At 45.9% G+C, this 21,371-nt stretch carries 17 protein-coding genes; 6 read left to right on the top strand and 11 right to left on the bottom strand.

Features of this window, described 5'->3' with window-relative positions; all coding sequences use genetic code 11:
- Positions 1–5: 5 nt before the first annotated feature.
- The 3 genes from ASG93_RS21735 to ASG93_RS21725 form a co-directional block, all read right to left on the bottom strand.
- On the bottom strand, positions 6–1,733 hold the full coding sequence (locus ASG93_RS21735) for a sensor histidine kinase (protein WP_156410998.1): 1,728 nt from the start codon (positions 1,731–1,733) through the stop codon (positions 6–8).
- Between the two features lie 81 nt (positions 1,734–1,814).
- Positions 1,815–3,473 carry a response regulator gene (locus ASG93_RS21730; RefSeq protein WP_056835215.1) on the bottom strand — a complete coding sequence of 553 codons (1,659 nt, stop codon included), beginning with the start codon at positions 3,471–3,473 and terminating at the stop codon, positions 1,815–1,817.
- A gap of 352 nt (positions 3,474–3,825) precedes the next feature.
- Positions 3,826–4,263 (bottom strand): hypothetical protein, encoded by a 438-nt coding sequence (locus ASG93_RS21725; protein WP_056835213.1) that lies wholly within the window; start codon positions 4,261–4,263, stop codon positions 3,826–3,828.
- 296 nt (positions 4,264–4,559) lie between these two features.
- Here ASG93_RS21725 and ASG93_RS21720 point away from each other — a divergent pair, with 296 nt between their 5' ends.
- From ASG93_RS21720 to ASG93_RS35300, 4 genes are all read left to right on the top strand, one after another.
- Positions 4,560–5,516: an AAA family ATPase gene (locus ASG93_RS21720; protein ID WP_056835210.1), complete on the top strand. Its 957-nt coding sequence runs from the start codon at positions 4,560–4,562 to the stop codon at positions 5,514–5,516.
- A 3-nt stretch (positions 5,517–5,519) separates the two neighbouring features.
- Positions 5,520–6,671, top strand: a complete 1,152-nt coding sequence (locus ASG93_RS21715) for a DUF58 domain-containing protein (RefSeq protein WP_056835208.1) — start codon at positions 5,520–5,522, stop codon at positions 6,669–6,671.
- Positions 6,634–8,013, top strand: coding sequence for a DUF4129 domain-containing protein (locus ASG93_RS21710; protein ID WP_056835206.1), 1,380 nt, complete (start codon positions 6,634–6,636; stop codon positions 8,011–8,013). The genes ASG93_RS21715 and ASG93_RS21710 overlap by 38 nt, the downstream gene beginning before the upstream one ends.
- A 369-nt stretch (positions 8,014–8,382) precedes the next feature.
- The gene (locus ASG93_RS35300) at positions 8,383–8,553 is read left to right on the top strand and encodes a hypothetical protein (RefSeq protein WP_156410997.1); all 171 of its coding nucleotides are present in this window, start codon (positions 8,383–8,385) and stop codon (positions 8,551–8,553) included.
- 99 nt (positions 8,554–8,652) lie between these two features.
- Here ASG93_RS35300 and ASG93_RS21705 read toward each other — a convergent pair whose 3' ends face one another.
- Complete coding sequence (locus ASG93_RS21705; RefSeq protein WP_056835204.1) at positions 8,653–8,919, bottom strand: zinc ribbon domain-containing protein; 267 nt, start codon at positions 8,917–8,919, stop codon at positions 8,653–8,655.
- A gap of 189 nt (positions 8,920–9,108) precedes the next feature.
- On the opposite strand from ASG93_RS21705, the gene hprK reads away from it, so the two are divergent.
- The gene (gene hprK, locus ASG93_RS21700; RefSeq protein WP_056835202.1) at positions 9,109–10,023 is read left to right on the top strand and encodes an HPr(Ser) kinase/phosphatase; all 915 of its coding nucleotides are present in this window, start codon (positions 9,109–9,111) and stop codon (positions 10,021–10,023) included.
- Between the two features lie 34 nt (positions 10,024–10,057).
- Here hprK and ASG93_RS21695 read toward each other — a convergent pair whose 3' ends face one another.
- A complete protein-coding gene (locus tag ASG93_RS21695; RefSeq protein WP_156410996.1) occupies positions 10,058–10,507 on the bottom strand; it encodes a hypothetical protein in 450 nt (149 codons plus the stop codon).
- 250 nt (positions 10,508–10,757) lie between these two features.
- On the opposite strand from ASG93_RS21695, the gene ASG93_RS21690 reads away from it, so the two are divergent.
- Positions 10,758–11,756 carry a hypothetical protein gene (locus ASG93_RS21690; RefSeq protein ID WP_056835199.1) on the top strand — a complete coding sequence of 333 codons (999 nt, stop codon included), beginning with the start codon at positions 10,758–10,760 and terminating at the stop codon, positions 11,754–11,756.
- A gap of 104 nt (positions 11,757–11,860) precedes the next feature.
- Here ASG93_RS21690 and ASG93_RS21685 read toward each other — a convergent pair whose 3' ends face one another.
- The 6 genes from ASG93_RS21685 to ASG93_RS21660 form a co-directional block, all read right to left on the bottom strand.
- Positions 11,861–13,849, bottom strand: a complete 1,989-nt coding sequence (locus ASG93_RS21685) for a transglycosylase domain-containing protein (RefSeq protein ID WP_056835197.1) — start codon at positions 13,847–13,849, stop codon at positions 11,861–11,863.
- A 152-nt stretch (positions 13,850–14,001) separates the two neighbouring features.
- Positions 14,002–14,880 (bottom strand): aldo/keto reductase, encoded by an 879-nt coding sequence (locus ASG93_RS21680; RefSeq protein WP_056835195.1) that lies wholly within the window; start codon positions 14,878–14,880, stop codon positions 14,002–14,004.
- A 139-nt stretch (positions 14,881–15,019) separates the two neighbouring features.
- Complete coding sequence (locus ASG93_RS21675) at positions 15,020–16,678, bottom strand: thiamine pyrophosphate-binding protein (protein ID WP_056835193.1); 1,659 nt, start codon at positions 16,676–16,678, stop codon at positions 15,020–15,022.
- 6 nt (positions 16,679–16,684) lie between these two features.
- On the bottom strand, positions 16,685–18,478 hold the full coding sequence (locus ASG93_RS21670; RefSeq protein ID WP_063891937.1) for an ATP-binding protein: 1,794 nt from the start codon (positions 18,476–18,478) through the stop codon (positions 16,685–16,687).
- Between the two features lie 27 nt (positions 18,479–18,505).
- A complete protein-coding gene (locus tag ASG93_RS21665) occupies positions 18,506–19,393 on the bottom strand; it encodes a diguanylate cyclase (protein ID WP_056835188.1) in 888 nt (295 codons plus the stop codon).
- Positions 19,394–19,449: 56 nt separating this feature from the next.
- Positions 19,450–20,487: an HD-GYP domain-containing protein gene (locus tag ASG93_RS21660; RefSeq protein WP_056835186.1), complete on the bottom strand. Its 1,038-nt coding sequence runs from the start codon at positions 20,485–20,487 to the stop codon at positions 19,450–19,452.
- Positions 20,488–21,371 lie beyond the last annotated feature (884 nt).

Here is a 21,371-nt window from a genome sequence, read left to right as displayed (position 1 = left end):
CCTTCCTATTCATCTTCCAAAAATACTGGAATCCAAACCTTGACGGTAGTTCCTTCTTCCAGCTCACTTTCAACCTTGACCCCATACTCCGAACCGAAATATAACTGGATACGCTCATGTACATTTCGCAGCCCTACACCGGACCCTTTTTCACTTTTCACATGACCGGTCAGGATGTTCTTGAGCGTTTCTTCCGACATACCAACACCATTATCCCGAATCTCAAATAAGATCTTCTCATCGACCTTGCCGACCGATATGTGAATGAGGCCTTCGTCTACCATATATTCAATGCCATGATAGAGTGCGTTTTCCACAAATGGTTGTAAAATCAGCTTCAGCGTCTTGTAGGTAAGCACCTCTTCATCCACCTGAATCTCGTAATCGAACTTATCCTTATACCGCATCTTCTGGATAATCAAATAATTCCGAATGTGCTCGATCTCTTCCCCGATGGTAATGATATTCTTCCCCTTGCTCAGCGATATCCGAAAAAACTTGGACAACGACGTAATGGTTTTGACGACGTCTTCCTTCTTCCCATTACCCACCATGCGAACAACAGAATTGAGTGTATTGTACAAAAAATGCGGATTAATCTGAGATTGCAGTACCTCCAGCTCATTCTTCCGCTTCGTCTCCTGTTCATGGATGCTTTGATCCATCAGCTCACGAACCCTTGAGACCATCAGATTGAATCTCCGCGAAAGCTGCTCCACTTCATCAGCGCCCCGTACATGAATATAGGTGTCAAAATGGCCCTTTTCGACCATCTCCATCGACTTCTTTAGTCGTTTGATTGGCTGCGAGATACGTGCAGACATGAAGGACGAGATCAACAAAATGAAAACAAGGACAATGACGAGAAGCCAAATCATGAACGTACTGATTTCCTTACGTGTTGTAACCATTTCATCCATATAGGAGACGCCAATAATTTTCCAACCGATGTTGTTAACCGTCCTGACCACATTGAGCCGCGACTCGCCTTCACTGACATCCATGTATTTTCCATACGAAAATTTGAGCGCTTGCTCCACATTTTCATACTTCAAACCAATATAAATAAGCTGCTGCTGCGGGTGATAGACAATATTGCCGGCAGAGTCGTCGATGATGTAAACGTAGCCCTTTTTACCAAGAGAAACCGTACGAAACACGTCATCCAGCGTCTTGAAGTTAACATCTACGAGCAGGACAGCCTCTACCCATTTCCCATCCTTTTCAATGGAAACACCTTTGCTCATGGAAACGACCCATTTGTACGGATCCTTGAACAGATTCTGTATATGCGGCAGGGAAAAAGTGAGATGGTTCGGATTATCCAGCGCAGACTTAAACCACGACTGCTCGAGCAGTCGGGTATTTTTGCGCATCTCGGTCGTGGGAATGCCGGTAACTAGTCCGCCATCTGCTGTAAAAAGATGAATGGAGACGATATCCTCCCGCGTACTCGCGATCGTTTCCAACTGCTCTAGCAGCTTGTCCGTAGGAATGCCGCGGCTCTTCGCAATTTTCGCATCGACCACCTCGAAGGTGTCCGCCATGCCTTTAATATAGTGTTCTAAGTTAAACTGTACCTGCTCAATCACCTGCTGCGTATTCAGAAAAGCACTCTCTTCCGCTGTTCTAGAAAATTTATTATAAAGCACCAGCGAAACGATCAACATGACGATCACCGTAATCAAAATAAATGACATCGTTATCGTAAATTGAATGCTTTTCACCCTCATCGTGTCCAGCAATACGTTATACAAAGCCTCGAATAGTGCTCTCACTTTACGTTTCAAACTTTATCACCCACCCCTTTAACACTAAAGCCCTTTGGAACTGTTATTACGGTACTCTTTTGGGGAAACACCGACATTTTTGCGGAACGAAAAGCTGAAATAATTGGCATCGGCATAACCAACCTTCTCCGCGATCGTAAGCAGCTTCATATCCGTAGAACGCAAGAGCTCCTTGGCCGCTTCCATACGAATATGGTTTAAATAGTTCACAAAGGTCATTTTCGTCTCTTTCTTGAAAATACTGCTGAAATACCCCGCGCTAATATGCAGGTGGCCGCACACTTTATTAATCGTGATATCTCCTTCGTGGTAGTGGCTCTTCGTATAATCCTTGGCCATTTCGACCAAGTTTTTGTACGTATATTGACGATCCGTTGCGATATGATCCATCATGCTGGCACATAATTCGGCAAGCCAATGCTTGGCCTCCTCCAAAGATGTGAATTTATTAATTTCTGTAAAAGGAACAAAATGATCGCCAAATACCTCATCGACGTTAAGGTTAGAGTCCTTGGCCGCTTTCAGGATACAAGTCAATATTTCGAGTAAATAAATTTGGTAGTCCTTAACGGAAACACCGCCCTCAATACCTTGAAAAAGCTCATCCATCGTCTCCCGAATCTCCTGACTCGTCCCAACCTTAATGCAGCGCGTCAAGGCGTGCTCCTTCACATCGTCAAAACGAATCTTCTCCACGTTTCGCTTCTCCACATCATCAATGTAGATCATGCGATTGTTGCCCAAAATAAGCCGGTAATCCAGCGCCAACACGGCATCTTCATACGAATAGCTCATCTTGGTTACGTCTTTCATAACGGTTCCAATCCCAACGGTAAGTGTAAATTTCAAATATTTCTCTACGTTCTGACGTACTTCTTCCAGCACCTTCATCGTTTCTTGAAGCGCAGCTTCTCTGTCTATGCTCTCCCTGGCGGCTAGCACAACCACCTGATCGTTATGCATGAAAACAAGGCCAAGACGCCGTTTATCGGCGATCTCCTCCGTAATATTGAGCAGGGCAAAATATTTCAGCGCCTGATCCTCGGAATATTTCAAAGAAACGGAACTCGCCAGCTCGCTGCGATTCTCCAAATCCTCTTCATGAATGAGCACCCCATCGATGCTCAGCACCGCTACAACAAAGCTATTCCCAGTAAGCTCAATCCCGTAGTTCGCAGCCTTCTCGTACACTTCATCACGCGGGAGTTTCCGGTTCATTAGCGTTGCCAGGAAATTTTCCTTAAGCACAGGCATGCTCTTGCGGTAATGCTCCTTCAGCAGCTGTACATTTTCCCTATGAGAAACTTCCTCCTGAATCTGCTCCTTCACCTTCAGCAAAGCATTGATCAGCTCTTGCGCGGAAAAAGGCTTCAGCACATATTCATCAATGTGCAGCTTAATCGCCTTTTGGGCATATTCGAACTCATCATGCCCCGTAAGGATGATGAGCTTAATCGTTGGAAAACGCTCACGGACCGCTTCAGCTAGTTGAAGCCCATTCATGAACGGCATCTGAATATCCGTCACAACCACGTCCGGCTGCAGCCGCTCAACCATTTCCAACGCTTCCCTGCCATTCTCCGCCTTCTCTATCACTTCAAATCCAATGGCTTCCCAATTTATTTCACGGACGACACCTTCTCGCACGTCCTCTTCGTCATCTACTAATAGCAGCTTGTACATGCTCGTCCTCCTAAAGCTTTCCGTATAAAAAGCTTACTTCGTTAACGCTTCTCGTAAGCGTATTCTTAATAAACATCATTGTACTAACTGCCTATGGAATACACAACTGGTCGATGCGTGAACGAGGAATTAATGGTAAAAATCACCTTATGAATGTTAAAATTGAGTGAGAGTAGAGCAAACTGACTAAAAGGACGTCAATCCGGGATAAACCTGAGATAGACTTGGGACAAAGTGACTAAACCCATTCTGCTGCGTTGGACTGGGGTTATGACAAAACACCCTTCAGCCGTCGCTGGATGGGATCTTGTGACCAACTCCATCCGGCCGTAGCTGGGCTGGGCTTTTGCGATCAAACTCCTTCTGCTGTCGCCGGCAGGGCCTTTGCGAACAAACTCCACTCTGCTGTCTCCGGCAGGGTCTTCGCGAACAAACTCCACTCTGCTGTCTCCGGCAGGGCCTTCGCAAACAAACTCCACTCTGCTATCTCCGGCAGGGTCTTCGCAACAAACTCCACTCTGCTGTCTCCGGCAGGGTCTTCGCGAACAAACTCCACTCTGCTGTCTCCGGCAGGGCCTTCGCGAACGAACTCCACTCTGCTGTCTCCGGCAGGGTCTTCGCGAACAAACTCCACTCTGCTGTCTCCGGCAGGGTCTTCGCGAACAAACTCCACTCTGCTGTCTCCGGCAGCGCCTTTGCGAACAAACTCCACTCTGCTGTCTCCGGCAGGGTCTTCGCGAACAAACTCCACTCTGCTGTCTCCGGCAGGGCCTTCGCGAACAAACTCCACTCTGCTGTCTCCGGCAGGGTCTTCGCGATGATGAAGGGAACCTGAGTACGCTATTTCTTGCAAAATGCTTGTTTTCGTTACCCAAAGGGAACTACGATACCTTATTTTGTCAAAATTGAGGAATTCAATGCGATTTTCAAGGAATAGCGGATCGTAGTTCCGCTTAGGCCCCTGAAAACAGCTAAACGAAAGAAATAACGAATCGACGTTCCCTCAGTAAACAGGAATTGTAGTAAAAATGCTTACACTACAGGAATTACATTAAAACTGCTCAAACAAACAAGGAGGAAGATCCATTGGATTTCGCACAAATAGGACGAATCGCTTCACTAATTAAAGCAAACGTAGGTAAAGTCATTGTTGGCAAGGACGATACCGTCGAGCTTATGGTCATCGCCCTCATTGCTTCCGGGCATGTGCTGCTTGAAGATGTTCCCGGTACAGGGAAAACGCAGCTAGCCAAAGCGCTTGCCCGCTCCCTCGACGGCACAATGAAGCGCATCCAGTTCACGCCCGATTTGCTGCCGTCAGATGTAAGCGGCATCAATTTCTTTAACCAGAAGCTGGGCGAATTCGAATTCCGCCCAGGGCCGTTATTCGCTCACATCGTGCTTGCCGATGAGATTAACCGCGCGACGCCGCGCACGCAGTCGAGCTTGCTTGAAAGCATGGAGGAACGCCAGGTGAGCATCGACGGTGAAACGCGCATGCTCGAAGCTCCGTTCCTCGTCATTGCCACGCAGAACCCTGTCGAGAATCAGGGGACGTTCCCCCTCCCGGAAGCTCAGCTCGACCGCTTCCTGATGAAGCTTTCGCTGGGCTATCCGTCCGCAGCCGAGCAGGTCCAGATCTTGAAGCGCTACCAGCAGCATGATCCACTCGATCAGCTGCTGCCGGTTGTGGGCCGTTCTGAGCTGCTCGAAGCTCAGCACTTGTTCACGCAGGTGCGCGTCAGCGACGAGCTGCTGCAGTACATCGTGCAGCTCGCGGAAACGACGCGCACGCATGCGGATGCCGCGCTTGGCGTCAGCCCGCGCGGCGTTCGCGCCTTGATGAAGTCGGCGCAGGTGTACGCGGCGCTTCGCGGCCGCGACTACGTGCTGCCAGACGACATCAAGGCGCTGGTACGGCCCGTCTGGGCGCATCGCATCCTGCTGCGCACGCGATCGCGCCAACAGGACCAGCAGGTTCATGCCCTGCTGGTCAGCATCCTTGCAGCTACCCCCGTTCCTACGGAAGTGAAGCTGGGGTAGCCGATGAGCATTAGCTGGATTCTCATCATCACTGTCGCTCTGTTCCTCCTCCAGCACTTGCTATTTGCCCGCTGGGGGTTTCGCGGGCTTCGCATTGAGCGAGCCTTCAGTACAACCCATTGCCATGCAGGGGATGACATTGTCTTGATCGAAACGATCGTCAATCGTAAGTTGGCTCCCATTCCTTGGCTTCGCTTGGAATCAACGATTCACGCGGGACTCCACTTTGCGATGATGAGCAATCTCGCAGTGAGCAGCGGAGCTCTTTTCCAGAATCATCGCAGTCTGTTCAGCCTTATGCCTTATACAAGAATAGTCCGACGCCACGGGGTACACTGTGCGAAGCGAGGCTGGTATAAGCTCGAAACGGTTGCCGCTTCAATCGGAGATTTGGTTGGTGTGCAAGCTGCTTCTTCCATTCACCGTATGCAACTTGAGCTCCTTGTTTACCCTCACTTGGTGAGCAGAGATGACATCCCGCTCCTCTCCAGCCGATGGCAGGGCGATATCACCGTCAAACGCTGGATCATGCCAGATCCGTTCCTCGTTTCCGGCGCACGGGAATACCGCTTTGGGGACACGATGAACAGCATTCACTGGAAGGCGACAGCACGCAGCCAGAGACTCCAAGTATATAATCGAGATTTCACTGCTGACCCTAGGCTTCTTTTGGCCGTAAATACGCAAATAACAGAAACGATGTGGGATGCTGTGACCGATCCTGAGCTTGTTGAGAAAGCTCTCTCATATGCAGCTACACTTGCTGAATATGCCGTGAGCCAAGGTATTCCTGTTGGTTTCGGCTACAATGGCTCTCTGCAGGGCCAGCCTGGAGTTCCCGTGTACCTCGCACCCGAAGGTGGTTGGCCACATTTGGAACACCTATTCGAAACGATGGCGAAGCTTGCCATCTCCTGCTCTCGCTCCTTTGAAGACTTCCTGGATTATGGAATCGAGCAAGAAGGGACCGCGTTGGACATCATCCTGTTGACTTCTTTCGTCTCTAAAGGGATCGAAGAAAGTATTGAGCGACTTGAATCGTTAGGACATTCAGTTTTTATCATCCCCTTACAGCACGACCTTCTTGAGCTGAACAGAGAGGAAGTAGGTGTTTCCAATGTTAGCGCCCATCCAAACGCCTTCTCGACGAGCTAATCTTAATTTTCTTGTGAGAGAATTCAGCTTAGCGATCTTGTACGGTTTACTCGAACTCATTATCTTCTTTCCGATTATAGTTCTAATCCAGGTCTATGTGTCTGATACCTTATTCTGGATGACTTGCTTACAGTTTTTGATCTGTTATGTATTGGGCTGCTTCTTTGGCCGTATAAAATGGTTGACTCGTACTCTTTACGAGTTATTGCTCAGTGCAGGAACAGGTTTAACGATAGCCTACCTCCTGCAAGGCAACAACTGGCATAGCTGGACCTATGCAGTCATCGGGTTAATATTTGCATATCGCGGAATTCGCTGCACCAAGGATGGATGGCTCTCGCTCTTCCCTGCTAGCATATTTGTTACCGCAGGTTTGGTTTATTTCGTAGGTGTCCCCATTATGGGACGGTTGGTTCTTTTCCATCCGTATATAGGTTGGCTGAATGGATTCGGGTTCTGTTCGCTGGTCATTTTTCTCTTAGCTGCGAATCGCACTCAACTACTCAGTGCTACATTAGCAGGCAATGAACGAGCTGCAGCATCATCACTATCTGAGTCAGTGAAGCGTTCAAGCCGTATTTGGTTAATCACATTAATTGCTTGCATCGCAGCTGTTGCCTATTTTCAACAAGTACAACAAGGAATCAGCTCCCTTCTTCGTGCTTCGATCGCTTGGCTGCTGCGCCTTTTGCTGTCTGAGCCATCGTCAGATCTGCCGCTAGAGCCAAGTCCTTCAGCACAGCCATTGCCGCTTCCGTCTCCTGCTCCATCTGACGAACCGAGCTGGTTTGACATGCTGCTGCACTATGCCCAGATTATTATCGGATATCTCATTGTTATCACCCTTATCCTTTGCGCCATCTATCTCATCATTGCCAAGCTGGCACCTGCTCTGGTCTCGCTTATCCGACGCTTGATGAACCGTTCATTTAGCCGCATTAATGGCGAAGGGACCGATGGATTTACGGATGAAAAAGAGAATCTTCTTGCATGGAAAGAACTACCACGCAGGTGGTGGCAGCAAACGATGAAGAGCTGGTCGAGGGGGAAAGCAAATGAGCCAAAATGGTCACATTTACCGAACAATCGGGAGCGCATCCGTTACCTTTATCGTGTTTTGATCCAGCAAGCCGCTGAGGGAGGCTATACTTACAATAAAGCCCATACCCCAAATGAAACAGAACAGGAGCTATCCAACCAATATCAGCTGTCCAGCCATGCCGTTCATGCTATCACATCAGCTTATAACCAAGCACGATATAGAGATGAGGACGTATCTGATCTAGAACTTGATCACGTACTGCAAACTCTTGACCCTCTCATTCGCAATCAATTGAAATGAACACCTTATTCCCTAGCTGTAAGCATGTTTTTCATCACTAACGTGACTAATCCGAGCACTCCCAACACTTTAACGATGTTAAACATCGTCTCAACTTAACAAGCTCACACCGTTTCGCCATTGCCTATTTCCCATACCTGCCTCGCTAGCACAGCTAGCTTACTCACCCCAAAGTACTCCCAGCAAAATAAAAAGGCTGCGCAGCAAACCACTGCTCAGCCTCTTCCTTTTATATGTATGCACCATTTTTCCGCTTCTTCACAATCCCAATCCGCATCCCATCATCACATTCAAAAAAATCATGCACATTTTTACACACGGCTGCATATACATAATTGTTTGAATACATTCGACTGAGGTGGTTTTGAGATGTTAGCATTAAAAACCGGTTGTGAAAAAGAAGAAGTCGTTCACACATTATGCGAAATGGGATTGGATCAAATCGCAAAATGGATCATGGTATTACCCGAAGACAGGTGGGAAAACATGTTTCTCTCAACATGGCCAACACTTGCCAAAAAATGCGGCTTCAACAGATAAGCTGCTTTCTTTTACATAAACATACGAAAGACCATGTTGGCATTCGCTCTGTGCAATCCTTGCATAGGGCCTTTTTGTCGTCATGGCAGTCAAACTCCATTATTTGTTTGGTGACCATCTTTTTAGCTTGTGAATATTTCGTGTAAAGAGGCCTGTAAGAAATCGCGGAAAACCAAACTCAACCAGTTTCTGCTTCACCCGATCCTTCATCTGCTCTGCGGTTAAATCAGGCATTGTGAATTCACCGTTTTGGTAGCAATGACTGCAGTATACCTTGCTCTTCATGCCAGACTTCTCTGTTCCACCGCCTTGCTCATCACGAGCGAGCGGCATCCCGCAGCTTTGACAGTTTTTGTAGGTGTCCATGTTTTTTTACTCCTCCTAAAGCTTCTCCTATTATCATACCAACAAAGCATGCAATTGTAACGAAAAGCTGACTTTTATCTATTCAAGCGCTTTCATAGCAGGATAGTAGCCATTCGCAAGCGAATCTACTAGAGATAGATTGTCAATTTCAATTAGACTAGTAAAAGTAAAACTTTAAGGAGGACTGTTGTGAAGCCCGTCACAGTGAAAGATTTGGCCCAGCGCTTCTCGCTCGAAGTACTTGCCGGACATTCGGAACTGCACCGTCCGATTACCAAAACAAAGGCACATCGCCCTGGCCTTGAATTTGTCGGCTATTTTGAATATTTCCCGCAAGCGCACGTTCAGCTTTTAGGAAGGAAAGAAATTACCTATTTGCACAGTCTCAGCGAGAACGAAAGAAATCTTCATATCGGTAATATTGTCAAATATCACCCGCCTTGTTTCGTCGTGACAAGAGACCAGGAAGGTTTGAAATATTTAACCAAATATTGCGAAGAAGAGAAAATCCCGCTCCTCCGTACGGCTTCCCCTACGAGTAAGTTTCAGGACTTAGTGGATTTATTTTTGAGTAAATCGCTCGCTCAGGAGATTGCCGTTCACGGTGTTTGCGTCAATGTCTCAGGGATTGGCATTTTGCTACGCGGTAAGTCTGGGGTTGGCAAGAGTGAAACCGCCCACACCTTAATTCGCAGAGGGCATCGCCTCGTTGCCGATGATATTGTCGTACTGAAGAAGATCAGCCCCGAGACCCTGCTCGGTACCCACAATGGGAAAACGAAGGAATTCCTGGCGCTGCGCAGCATCGGACTGATTAACGTCTCGCGCCTTTACGGCCGCAAAGCTTTCCAGGACGAAACACGGATCGTGCTCGATATTGAGCTTACGAAGTGGCAGGAGCATGCACTCAACAATGATTTGGAGCTTGAACCCTGTTTCACCGAGTATATGGATATTAAAATCCCACATATTGAAATCCAACTTCAGCCTGGACGTGATGTTGCCGGACTCGTTGAAGCCGCAGCCAACAATTGGTATTTGCGTCAGCAAGGGTATCGTGCAGCCGAGGAATTCATGCAGCGTCTGCAAAATGACACCGATTAAAAGAAGCCGCCCATCCTAAGATGAGGCGGCTTCTTTATTTAGCTTTTTCTCTTTTCGTTGACCAAGTCGGAGTATTGATCCTGACCGTGATATCATCGTGGTCGCCTTGGTCCAGATTTTCCCATCCTTTCTCTTGCCATAGCTGATACGGATACAGGATAAATGAGACCCCCATCATGAGAAGAAATATATGGTAGTGTTTGACACCAACTAACACCACTGTCCCCAATGTCTCGCCAATCCGTAGATACGCAAAGGCAAAAAAAGCATCCAACAACAGATTAACAAGAACATATAACCAAAATCTGCCAAAGGTAAAATGAAAGACCCACATCGTTCCGACCATAAAAGCCCCATAGGCAAAGGCCCAATCCGTCACATAGCTCCATGGAATAATAGCATCCTTCAATATCCACCACTTATATCTATAGGCTATCTCATACACCATTGTGACCAAAAGAGCTGAGAAAATGCTGACAGACATGTACCTATATCTACTTTTTCTTTTTATCAAAAAAAACGATAACCAGGGCACTATGAACCCTGACCAATGTAAAAATTTACTAAGCATTAGGACTACCCCCCTATGGTTTGGTTACTTCTACCATGCCCCAGGTTCATCCGTCATATGCATGTTTCAGGCTCTAACCATAGAATGGCTGACAGCTCGAAGCTTATGGGTACCGTCCTAAAACATCATTTGGTATCGAAAGCTGTTAGTGGAGGTGCTTCTTATGCGCAAAAGAATAACAATCACGATACTATCTATTACCTTAGTCGTTTTGATGCTTTGTGGGTGGACGGCCTATGCGGCGACTTCACCTAACACATCAACTTCGACTTCCGTCCTCGGGACTTTCAAATCCATCGCTACGGATGCTGTCACTGTAAACACAAATACAGGTGAACAAACAATTCCATTAGCCAAATCCGTGTGGGTTTACCGTAATGATCAAAAAGCCCAACTGGCTGATTTAAAGCCTGGGGATCAGATCGAATTAATCGTCAATAGCAAGCAGCAGGCTGCTTATGTGAAAGCGACCTCGACTGGTGCTGAAGCACCCGTGACTGGAGCCGCGCCAGCAACGCCAGTGACTCCTGTACCTACGTCGACACCAACTACGGGAACGAGCCAGCAATCTGCAGCAGCAGTGCCAAGTCAACCTGTATCTAGTACACTACCCCCTTCTCAACAGAAGAATGAGGTTTATCCCGAACTAGAGGACATCGATCTGAAGGTGGATGGCAAGCATTTTAAACTGCATATAACACAAACCAAGGGTGCGAATGGCATCATGTATGATTTGAATATTAAGCCTGAAAATAGCGGTACGATTCATCTCAAAGGGGACCAAGCCGCCGCTTGGATCAAAATGCTGCTTGCTTCCGTCGACCTCAAATCTTCAAACGCTGAACAGGCATTAACACAGCTGCTTGCCGAGCACTATAACTTGGATGCAAGTAAACTTAATGTCCAAATGAAAACGAAATGGGACGAGAACGGACAAAAAGATGATGACGAAGATGAGGATAAAAACAAAGATAAAGTCAAAGTCAACAATAACAACAACAACAACAATAAAAGCAACATAGAAAATAACAAAGAAGAAAATGACAATAAAGAAAATCACAACACTAAATCCAAAACGCACGGTAACAATGAACATTCAGAAAAAAACGATGATCACAAAAAGAGTGAAAAGCAGAATCGCAGCAACCACAATGATGATTAACTTATAACACCGTCTCGCTGGTAACGATCACTGCTCCCGATTGATGACGCAAAACAATAAAAGCCGCCGATATCCAATAAGGATGTCGACGGCTTTTTGCTGCATTATCTTTTCTTCCCTTTGCCATGTCCGTGCTCACTTTTCACTGCCTCGTCGATCATATTGGAAAAGTCCGGAGAGTTCGATTCCTCCGTTGTTAGGGTCCCTGCCCCCACAATCGGCATATCAAAAGGAACAATGGGGGTATGGGCCAAGGCCCGACTCATCATCTCGCGAAATAAAACTGCAGGAACCGCACCCCCGGATGTCGTTAAGTAATGCTCTTTATCCGTACGGTCATAACCGACCCACACTGCAGCCGTTAGCTCTGGCGTGTAACCAACGAACCACGCATCTTTAGCACTTCCGCTGCTTAAGCCTTCGAATTCCTTCGTCTGCGGCAGCTGCGTTGTGCCAGATTTACCAGCAACAGGGCGATTCATAGCGGCGTTCTTGCCTGTTCCTTGCGCAACAGCCACTTGCAGCATTGTCGTCATCGCATAGGCTGTTTCCGGCTGCATCACGGCAGTCCCCTTCGGGCTTGCCCCAACGAGCAAATGACCGCTGCTCGTCTCGATCTTCGCGATCGTATGCGCTGGATGCAGAACCCCTTTGGCGGCGAAGGCGCTGAATGCTTGCGCCATCTGCAGCGGTGATACCCCTTCAGAGAGTCCGCCAAGTGCGATGCCAAGCTGACGATCCTGAGCCGGTAAAGTAATGCCCAGGGATTTAGCAAATTGGAGTCCCCGATCAATTCCTATCTCGTGAAGCAGCCACACGGCTGGCACGTTCCAAGAAGAAACAACCGCTTCCTGCATCGTTACCTGCCCTCTTGTCCGATGATCCCAATCTTGTGGCTGGTAGCCTTCGATGTTCAATGGACCATCATATAAGATGGAAGATGGCTTATAGCCGTTGTCCAACGCGGGTCCATAGACAACTATCGGCTTGAAAGATGACCCAGGCTGCCTCTTCAACTGCGTTGCACGACTGAACCCACGGAAGACTCCTTCTCCTCGTCCGCCAGCTAAGGCGCGAATCCCACCAGTTCGCTGATCTACGATGGCAGCACCGCTTTGAATGAGCTGATCTTGCTTGCTTTCCGGAAATAAACTATCGTCTTTAAAAACATCCGCAACTGCATTCTGCACCAAGGGATCTAGCTCCGTCGTGATTCGCAAGCCCCCCGTCAATAACTGTTCTTCTGTAAAACCATACTCATGAACAGCTTCATTAATGACCGCGTCAACATAAGCCGGGTAGCGTCCCTTCAAGTCGTTGCTTTTATCGGACTTAACGACACCAAGCGGTGAAGATTTGGCTTTCTCGTAGTCCTGCGCAGTGATTTTACCTTCATCACGCATCAGTACAAGCACAGTATTCCTTCGCTCGAGTGCCTGACCTTCATCCTGAAAAGGTGAATACCGGCTAGGAGCCTTAGGAAGAGCGGCAAGAACGGCTGCCTCAGGCAAGGTTAGATCCTTTACATTTTTATTGAAATACGTTCTAGCAGCTCCCTGTACCCCCCAGCTCCCTTCCCCGAAATAAATGCTGTTTAAGTACAACTCCAGAATTTCATTTTTACTGTAGGTTGTATCTATTTTAATCGCATAAGCGGCTTCTTTCAGCTTTCGACCCACTGTTTTGTCCGCATTGAGAAACAGATTACGAGCCAGCTGCTGTGTGATCGTACTGGCTCCCTCCGAATAGCTGCCTCGCAGTACGTCGCGAGCGACTGCACGGAAGATGGATCTCATATCAATTCCCGTATGCTCATAGAATCTTCTATCTTCTACAGATACAACTGCATCTGTTAACACCTTCGGCAATTGTGAAAACTGGACAGGCTCAATTTTTGAAGCTGATAACTGTGAAGCCGGTTTACCGTACTTATCCAGCACCAGTGTTGCCTCTGGCAGCGGCTGGTTTAACTTCGATACATCGAGTCCACGAATGTAGGAATAGCTGGCCACGAATACGGTCACACATCCAATCAGCACAATACCGCAGCAAATTTGCCAAAACCTTTTTTTCTTCCAAAATGATTTGAACATTTACCTTCCTCCTTAAGTACGCTATATATATTCGCAGGATTCCTACAGTTAGCGACGCACGAGGAAAAGGAACTCTTACCCATTTATGCGATGTAAAAAGCCCTCCAGTACATAAACAACTGAAGGGCCCTTCATTTAGAACATATTATTTTTTAAGCGATTGAGGTCGGCGCTCCGAAAATACTGGTGTATCCGTTAATGCTGCTCAGAATACGCTCCGCTTCCTTATCGTTCATGGAACCATATCGTTCCACGGCATCGACGATTTTGGGAAACAAATGAATGTCGCCTGCGCTTGCAAATCCACTCACACCAGGGAACGACAACACAAAATGCACACAAGCATCTATAATCTGCTGCTGATCAAAAGGTTCATACCACGTCGAGTAAGGGCGCTTCTCCCCTTCCACCCACGGAGCCTTAGCAATCGCTTTGATGACCCTGACAGCCGCATTTTGCTTATTGGCCTCTTCCATGAGTGCATCGAATGCTTCGCGATACTCCGGCAAACCATACATAAAATAATTGAGCGGCAGGAGCACGGTAGCGAAAGGAAATCTATGTAACGCTTCCAAATGTACAATCGGTGCATCATGCCCATGTCCAGTTATGCCAATCTCCTTAACAATACCTTCAGCTTGCGCTTCCAAGGCTGCCTCCAAAGCACCGCCTTTTTCTGTGCAAAGGTCTAACTCCTCCATAGAGCCTACGGCATGCAGTTGAAGTAAGTCTACAGAATCAACCCGCATCCGTTCCAGTGAGCGATAAATTTCTTCTTTCGCTTCCTTCTTCGTTCTTTGCCCTGTTTTCGTAGCTAGAAAAATATCCTTGCGAATTTGACTGATCAAAGGACCCATACGTACTTCGGCATCCCCATAACTGGCTGCTGTATCAAAATGGTTTATCCCATGCTGCAAGGCAAAAGAGATGGATGCATCCGCTTCCTCTTGTGACACATTTCCGAGACTTGCTGCACCAAACATAACGACTGAGCTTTCGTAATTCAAACGACCTATTGTTCGTTTCAACATGAATGAAGTGCTCCTTCCTTATTGTTCTTACTCTTCCTCACCATATCATTTACTGGGCCAAGAATACAGCCTTCACTGATCCAGATGCAAAAAAAGCTTTTGGATACAAACATCCAAAAGCTTTTTACTCATACGCATTTTAATACGTTGCCCCTTGCAAGAACTTAACGCGTTCACCCATTGGCGGAATTTCGTTGCCATCCACAATAATTTCAACAACCACAGGACCTCCATGAGAAAGCCACTCTTGCACATGCTCTCCCTGTAGTTGATCCAGAGAACTAACCTCGGCATGACGCAAGCCAAGCGATTGGGCAACACCTGCAATACTAACTCTTTCTTGCGAGAAGTCTTCAAGGCACCTTTTGTATTGCAGCATATGTCCATGATAAACCATCCCGAGACGGGCATTGTTTATGACGACAAATAGGATCGGAAGATTGTATTCCTTAGCGGTTAGCACTTCGAGACCATGCATGAAGAAACAGCCATCGCCTGTAATACAAATTGTTGGTCGAGCCGGTTCCGCTAATTGTGCTCCTAATGAACCTCCGATTCCCGATCCCATGCCTCCGAAATTAATATCAATATCGAACTCTTGTCCGCTCTCAATCAATAAGTTTTGGATCGAATAGGTCATGAATTCTCCGATATCTAGGAAGAACCGAGCATTCTTCGGTGCTGTTGCACTGAGACGACGGATCGCCGACAATGTGTTCCATTTCTCATCGGCTTGTTCAGAAGCTGCCGCTGCTTCGCCTAGCCCTTGGAATGCCTCGCTTGCATACAATTTATCTTGTCCATCAGCGGAAAGCTGAGCTAATAATTCGGCAATGACAAGCTTTATTTCACCATGTACAGGATACTGGGTTTCGTAGCACTTACCTAATTCACTTTGATCGTAATCGATATGAATGAGCTCTCTACCCGCAACCAATCGCTTTTCCCAGTTGCTTGTTGCTAGCTCGCCTAAGCTTGAACCGATGACCAGCAATACCTCATGATCATTACCGTTCAAATAATCACTCGCTTTGATATTCGCTGATAAGCCATATATCCCTAAGGAAAGCGGGTGATTTTCAGGAAAGGCTCCCTTGCCGCGAGGTGTTGTTGCCACTCTCCACTCAAGTGTTTCAGCCAACTGTACGATACTGTCAGAGGATGCTTTAGCGCCGTTCCCCAGCAGAATCGCTCCACGTAGACCAGCTGCTTTGATCCGCTCAACAGCCGCCTGCGTTGCTGCCAAATCCATCGTTGGCGGCTGTTCTGGAGGTAACACCGGAAGCGCTCTTTCGCCAATATCCGTCATTTGAATATCAATAGGAATCGCCAAATGCACAGGACCCGGCACGCCGCTAATCGCGGTCTGATAGGCCTCTGCCAGAATCTCTGGCAGTTGATTCGGGTCTAGAACCGTTCGGCTCATCTTCGTAATCGATGCAAAGATCGGCTCCGCATACAGCTCTTGCGCGCCGCCCTTGCCCATTTTGCCAGAAGGCACTGAGCCAGTGATGAATATAACAGGAAGCTTCTGCTTCCAAGCATTCGCAGCGGGAGTCACGAGGTTCGTCGCTCCCGGTCCGCTAGATGCCACGCAAATCGATGGAAGACCGGTAATTCTCGTATAAGCACCTGCCATGTAACCGGAGCTATTCTCATGCTTAGCTACAATCGGCTTAAGCTCAGGAATGTCCAAAAGGGCGTCATAGATCGCATTGATTGAGCCTGCTGGAATACCGAACACATATCGCACACCTTGCTGCACTAAAAATCTCAATCCTACTTCAATCGCCCGCATATTTGGTTACTCCCTTCCTTTAGGTAAAGTAAATTTGAATACCGAACCTTGACCTTCTGTGCTCTCAAACCAAATCCGGCCGCCATGCAGTTCGATAAGCTGTTTCGAAATCGCAAGACCTAGGCCTGTCCCGTTAATTTGATTATTGGCTTGATAAAATTTCGTGAAAATATTTTTCTGCTTCTCATGAGGGATGCCGATGCCACTATCATGTACTTCAACCGTAAGTACCGTTTCTTCGAAAATCGTTTTGATTGTAATCACTCCCATAGGCGGTGTAAATTTAATCGCATTGGAAAGTAAATTCAATAGAATCTGCAGAATGCGTTGCTTATCGACACTTACGACCGTATCCGTTTCTGCATCTGATTCAACAATCAGAATTAATTTCTTCTTATTAATCAAAGATTGCACAATATGAACGGATTCCTTGATGATTTCTTTGAAGTCAGCTTCGGTATAAACCAGTTCAAATTTACCGTTTTCCATTTTAGCGAAATCCAGCAATTCATTCACTTGATCCAGCAAACGCTCGATCGACTTAGACGCAATATCAAGTAAATCCTTCTGCGAATCGTTGAGACCACCGAGTATCCCTTTGCTAAGGATATCTACAGACCCTTTAACCGCTGTAATCGGCGTACGCAGCTCATGTGAAAGTGTCGCGATGAAATCGCTCTTCAACTCATTCAGATGCTCTAGCTCTCGTACTAGACCCTCTAGCTTGAAGTTAGCATGCTGCAGCTCTATGGAACGTTCATTGACCGAGTGATCCAATGTCTCCGTATGCTGGGCATTCGAAAGCGCGGTAGCTGTAGCATCAGAAATCGATTGGCAGAACTCCAGGATGCTCGCCTCATACTTCCTCGGCTTCCCGATTGAGGGAATCGCTACGACACCATAAACGGAGCCTTTGGCTACGAGCGGAAACACCATAATACTTCGAATATCAAAAGAGACGAACGCTTTATGATTAGGACGCGGATCCGCGTACACATCCTCGATTGCCGCTGATTTTTTTTGGGTAATGACTTCATACAATAGGCGATCATTTTCAATCGTTAACTTGACTTCTCTATGCTTAACCTTCCATTCGTCAACCGTTACATTCACAGAAGATAATTGATAGGGTTCAATCGTATGCTCTTTTTCATTATATAAATGAATACCGATATCCTTAGACCCACTGGCTTTGCGCATGTAATGGAAAAAAGTGTTCAGAACATCTTTAACCGACAATGACTCCGATAAAGCTTTCGTCGCGTCAAGTAGCAGCTGCTGCTTCTCCATCAGAAGCTGCCGTTGTTCGAACATGCGAATGTTCCGAATCGCCACACTGGCCATGTTAACAAAAGCTTCCGTAACTTCCATCTGCTCTTGGGTAATATTCATCGGTTTTCCGAAATCGTGAACGAAGACAAGCCCAAATACCTCATTTTCTACAATGACGGGAATCCCGAGGATCGATTTAATTTTTAACAATTGTCTCTTGGATTGATCCAATCTCAGATCAATACTCGTATCCGAGATATAGTCGCTGGCTTGATTGCGTAAAATATCCCTAACAAACTCATCTTCTCTAGGATCAATGAGCAGCTCCGTTATATCTACAGGCAATTTATTGCCTTTATATCCTTGAAAAGTACCATCAGGCTGTTTCAAGAAAAAACCAACAAGATCCGCTTGCGTAATCTCTCCTGCGATCGCGTCAACGAAGACTTGCAGGATTTCAGACATTTCAAACTGAGAATTAATGACCTTCGTCATTTGAAACAATTTTTGAAAACTTTTCAATTCCATGACCATGCCCCACCCATTCTCCTTTTATTAGCGAATCTTTATTTGATGTCTTCCGTTATTCTTAGCCCCAAGAAGCGCAGAATCAGCTTGCATAATGATTTGGTCGAACGAAGTAGGGTCGAAATTATTCGTTAACCCAATGCTCACTGAAAATTGTGACTTATGCGGTGCCAAACTAACCTTTAAACCGTCGACAGCCTTAATAATGCTGTCAGCAATTTCGACACAGTTCTCTTCATTTTGGAGTAGGACCAAGTACTCATCCCCGCCATACCGAAAGGCTAGATCATGCTCGCGAGAGATTTTGGACGAAATGATCGTTGCTACTTCCCTCAAGACTTGATCCCCAACCAAATGACCATAGTTATCATTAATGTCCTTAAAATAATCCATATCGACCATCATAGCGGCTTGAAATTTCTTGGTTCCCTCTTTGATCATCCGAATGGTAATATCCAAGTATGCTCGATTATATAAACCAGTTAGAGCATCCACATACACCAATTTGGCTAATTGTTTATTGTCTCTCTTCAAGTTTATAACCTTCGCTTTTTGGTGGAGGGCAATTTCAACCTTACGTTCCAGCACATCCAGATCGAATGGCTTGGTCAAATAATCAATGGCTCCTAAGCGTAGTCCTTGTAAAATATCTTCTTTCTGTGCATTTGCGGATAAGAAAATAATCGGAATATCAAAATCGCTTTCGGATATTAATTGTTTGCATATTTCAAATCCAGTCACTTCAGGCATCATCACATCAAGTAAAATAAGATCAGGTGCCGTCTCTTTGACCATGGAGAAAGCTTCTTTACCATCCTCAACCGTGATGATTTCATAGTTTAACGAATTTAAAAATATACGGAGTATATTTAAATTATGGGGTTCGTCATCGACGATAAGAATGCGACATTTCATTAATCTATCCCAGCTTTCATTACAAAAATAGTTGCAAGTTAATAAGTTATTATTTTTTATCCATTCATTTTCATCTGCTCATCGATGATACTTAAGAAAATTCGCACCAATTCCTCATCAAACTGCTGGCCCGCGTGAATAAGAAGTTGTTCCCTAACTTCATGCACGTGCAGCGAATCTCGGTATACTCTCGTAGAAGTCATCGCATCAAAGGCATCTGCAATACTTACAATGCGTACAAGCAAGGGAATCACTTCTCCTTGCAGATTGTCCGGATATCCTCTCCCATCCATGCGTTCATGATGCCATTTTACAATTGGCAGAAGGTGCTCAACATCCGGTAAATCTTTTAGCAGCTCATAGCCAATTACAGGATGCTGGCGAATGACGTTAAATTCTTCATCTGATAATCGCCCAGGTTTCATCAAAATATGATCGGGAATTGCTATTTTACCAATGTCATGCAAAAGAGCCCCTAACTTCAGTCGTTCCAGTTCGGCCTCACTTACACCCGCTTTCGCTCCAAGCAAAGTAGAATAGAAAGCGACATTATAACAGTGATCAACCGTAAAGCTATCTTTAACCCTTAACGTATTAAAAAGATTCTCGTAAGCTTTCTGTTTCAGCACTTGTCTCCGGAATTGAATTTTTTTAATCAATTGCTCCATATGCAGTTTAATGAGGCTGCACAGATGCAATTGATCCTCCGTAAGTTGAATATCAGAAGGAAATGAGAATAATAAAGCCCCGTAAGATGGACCATGCTTTATATGAAAACCGTATATACACTCATATTTGCTCAATATAAGATAATTTTTTATATGGGCTTCTGCCTTATGTACAGATAAATGTATACCATCGGGATTTCGGGAAAAAAACTGCATTTGGAGCACAATTTGTTGTAACTGTTCCATGACTGCCGTACTAATATTAACCGAATAAGATGCTGGGGTGTTCTGATGTTTCTCGTCTATAAGAAAGAGCGAGATATGCTCGCAGCCAATTGTTTTCTTGGCGATATCACTCAATTGTCCGATCGATTCGAAGATGGAATCAGAATTTATCACATTTTTAAAAAACAATGAATTCTGCATAGATGTACCTCTTATTCTTCTCAAATAAACTTCCCCAACTATATAATTAGTACTAGTTCTTCTTATTAAGGAGATTCTCCTCTATTATAAATAAAAATTCCCATTATTTTAATGTTTTTTTACTATTTTCGCTATATAATTACTCACTATTTGTTAATTTCTTGGATTATTCTCTCGATTTCTGTCAGATCACTTGCATATATCCTACAACAAAAGGAAAAAGACCAGCCTATTTCTGATGAAATAGACTGACCTTATATAGTCATAAAGTTCTAGTTCGCTGAGATAATCGGCTCAATGAGTGATAACAGGAGCTGTGTGTCATCTTTACTAATTTGGGAGAAAGGGTTGGACGGATAACGTTACCTACCTAATCTTGATAAGGTTTCTGCTGCGGTTTTGCCGGGTGGCGCAGGTGTTTCAGATACTTCTAACACTCAGCAGCTCGGGAGTGAACCTCGATCACCTTCATTTATCCTGAAATTGTCTGCTTCGCTTCCTTAACGCTATTAACCTTCATCCAAACAGCCGCTCCAAGCAATGCTCCACCTGTAATAAAAAAACAACTGTATCCCTACCCATCCGCCGAGGAAACCGCCTATCAAAGGACCAACCATCATACCAAATTGGCTCGAGGTTTGATTTAAGCTAATCGTTAAATGCCTATTTGGAGCGATGATTCCGAGCTTACGGACTTCAGCGCTGTTATTCGGTTTCAATCTATCTTATTTTCATAATTTGAAGTAGCTTAAGGGCTGTGGAGTCCATTAGATTTTCAAATTCATCTAACGATGAAAGTCGATTAGGGGACAAAATAAAGACTGCTTCGAACAGCGTGTCGGAGAGGGGAAACCGTTCGTCTCGTCTCGACTGGGTCCGCCTAT

The organism is Paenibacillus sp. Soil787 (assembly GCF_001429545.1).
In the GTDB taxonomy this organism is placed as follows: domain Bacteria; phylum Bacillota; class Bacilli; order Paenibacillales; family NBRC-103111; genus Paenibacillus_E.
Note: the sequence above shows the minus strand (reverse complement) of the source record. Positions and strands in the feature narration are given on the sequence as shown.

Excerpts from the sequence above, each read along its gene's own strand:
- ASG93_RS21665 (WP_056835188.1), bottom strand. The coding sequence starts at position 19,393 with ATGAAATGTCGCATTCTTATCGTCGATGACGAACCCCATAATTTAAAT.
- ASG93_RS21680 (WP_056835195.1), bottom strand. The coding sequence starts at position 14,880 with ATGTTGAAACGAACAATAGGTCGTTTGAATTACGAAAGCTCAGTCGTT.
- ASG93_RS21690 (WP_056835199.1), top strand. The coding sequence starts at position 10,758 with ATGCGCAAAAGAATAACAATCACGATACTATCTATTACCTTAGTCGTT.
- ASG93_RS21710 (WP_056835206.1), top strand. The coding sequence starts at position 6,634 with ATGTTAGCGCCCATCCAAACGCCTTCTCGACGAGCTAATCTTAATTTT.
- ASG93_RS21670 (WP_063891937.1), bottom strand. The coding sequence starts at position 18,478 with ATGGAATTGAAAAGTTTTCAAAAATTGTTTCAAATGACGAAGGTCATT.
- ASG93_RS21675 (WP_056835193.1), bottom strand. The coding sequence starts at position 16,678 with ATGCGGGCGATTGAAGTAGGATTGAGATTTTTAGTGCAGCAAGGTGTG.
- ASG93_RS35300 (WP_156410997.1), top strand. The coding sequence starts at position 8,383 with ATGTTAGCATTAAAAACCGGTTGTGAAAAAGAAGAAGTCGTTCACACA.
- ASG93_RS21695 (WP_156410996.1), bottom strand. The coding sequence starts at position 10,507 with ATGTCTGTCAGCATTTTCTCAGCTCTTTTGGTCACAATGGTGTATGAG.
- ASG93_RS21685 (WP_056835197.1), bottom strand. The coding sequence starts at position 13,849 with ATGTTCAAATCATTTTGGAAGAAAAAAAGGTTTTGGCAAATTTGCTGC.
- ASG93_RS21730 (WP_056835215.1), bottom strand. The coding sequence starts at position 3,473 with ATGTACAAGCTGCTATTAGTAGATGACGAAGAGGACGTGCGAGAAGGT.
- ASG93_RS21705 (WP_056835204.1), bottom strand. The coding sequence starts at position 8,919 with ATGGACACCTACAAAAACTGTCAAAGCTGCGGGATGCCGCTCGCTCGT.
- ASG93_RS21715 (WP_056835208.1), top strand. The coding sequence starts at position 5,520 with ATGAGCATTAGCTGGATTCTCATCATCACTGTCGCTCTGTTCCTCCTC.
- ASG93_RS21735 (WP_156410998.1), bottom strand. The coding sequence starts at position 1,733 with ATGAGGGTGAAAAGCATTCAATTTACGATAACGATGTCATTTATTTTG.
- ASG93_RS21660 (WP_056835186.1), bottom strand. The coding sequence starts at position 20,487 with ATGCAGAATTCATTGTTTTTTAAAAATGTGATAAATTCTGATTCCATC.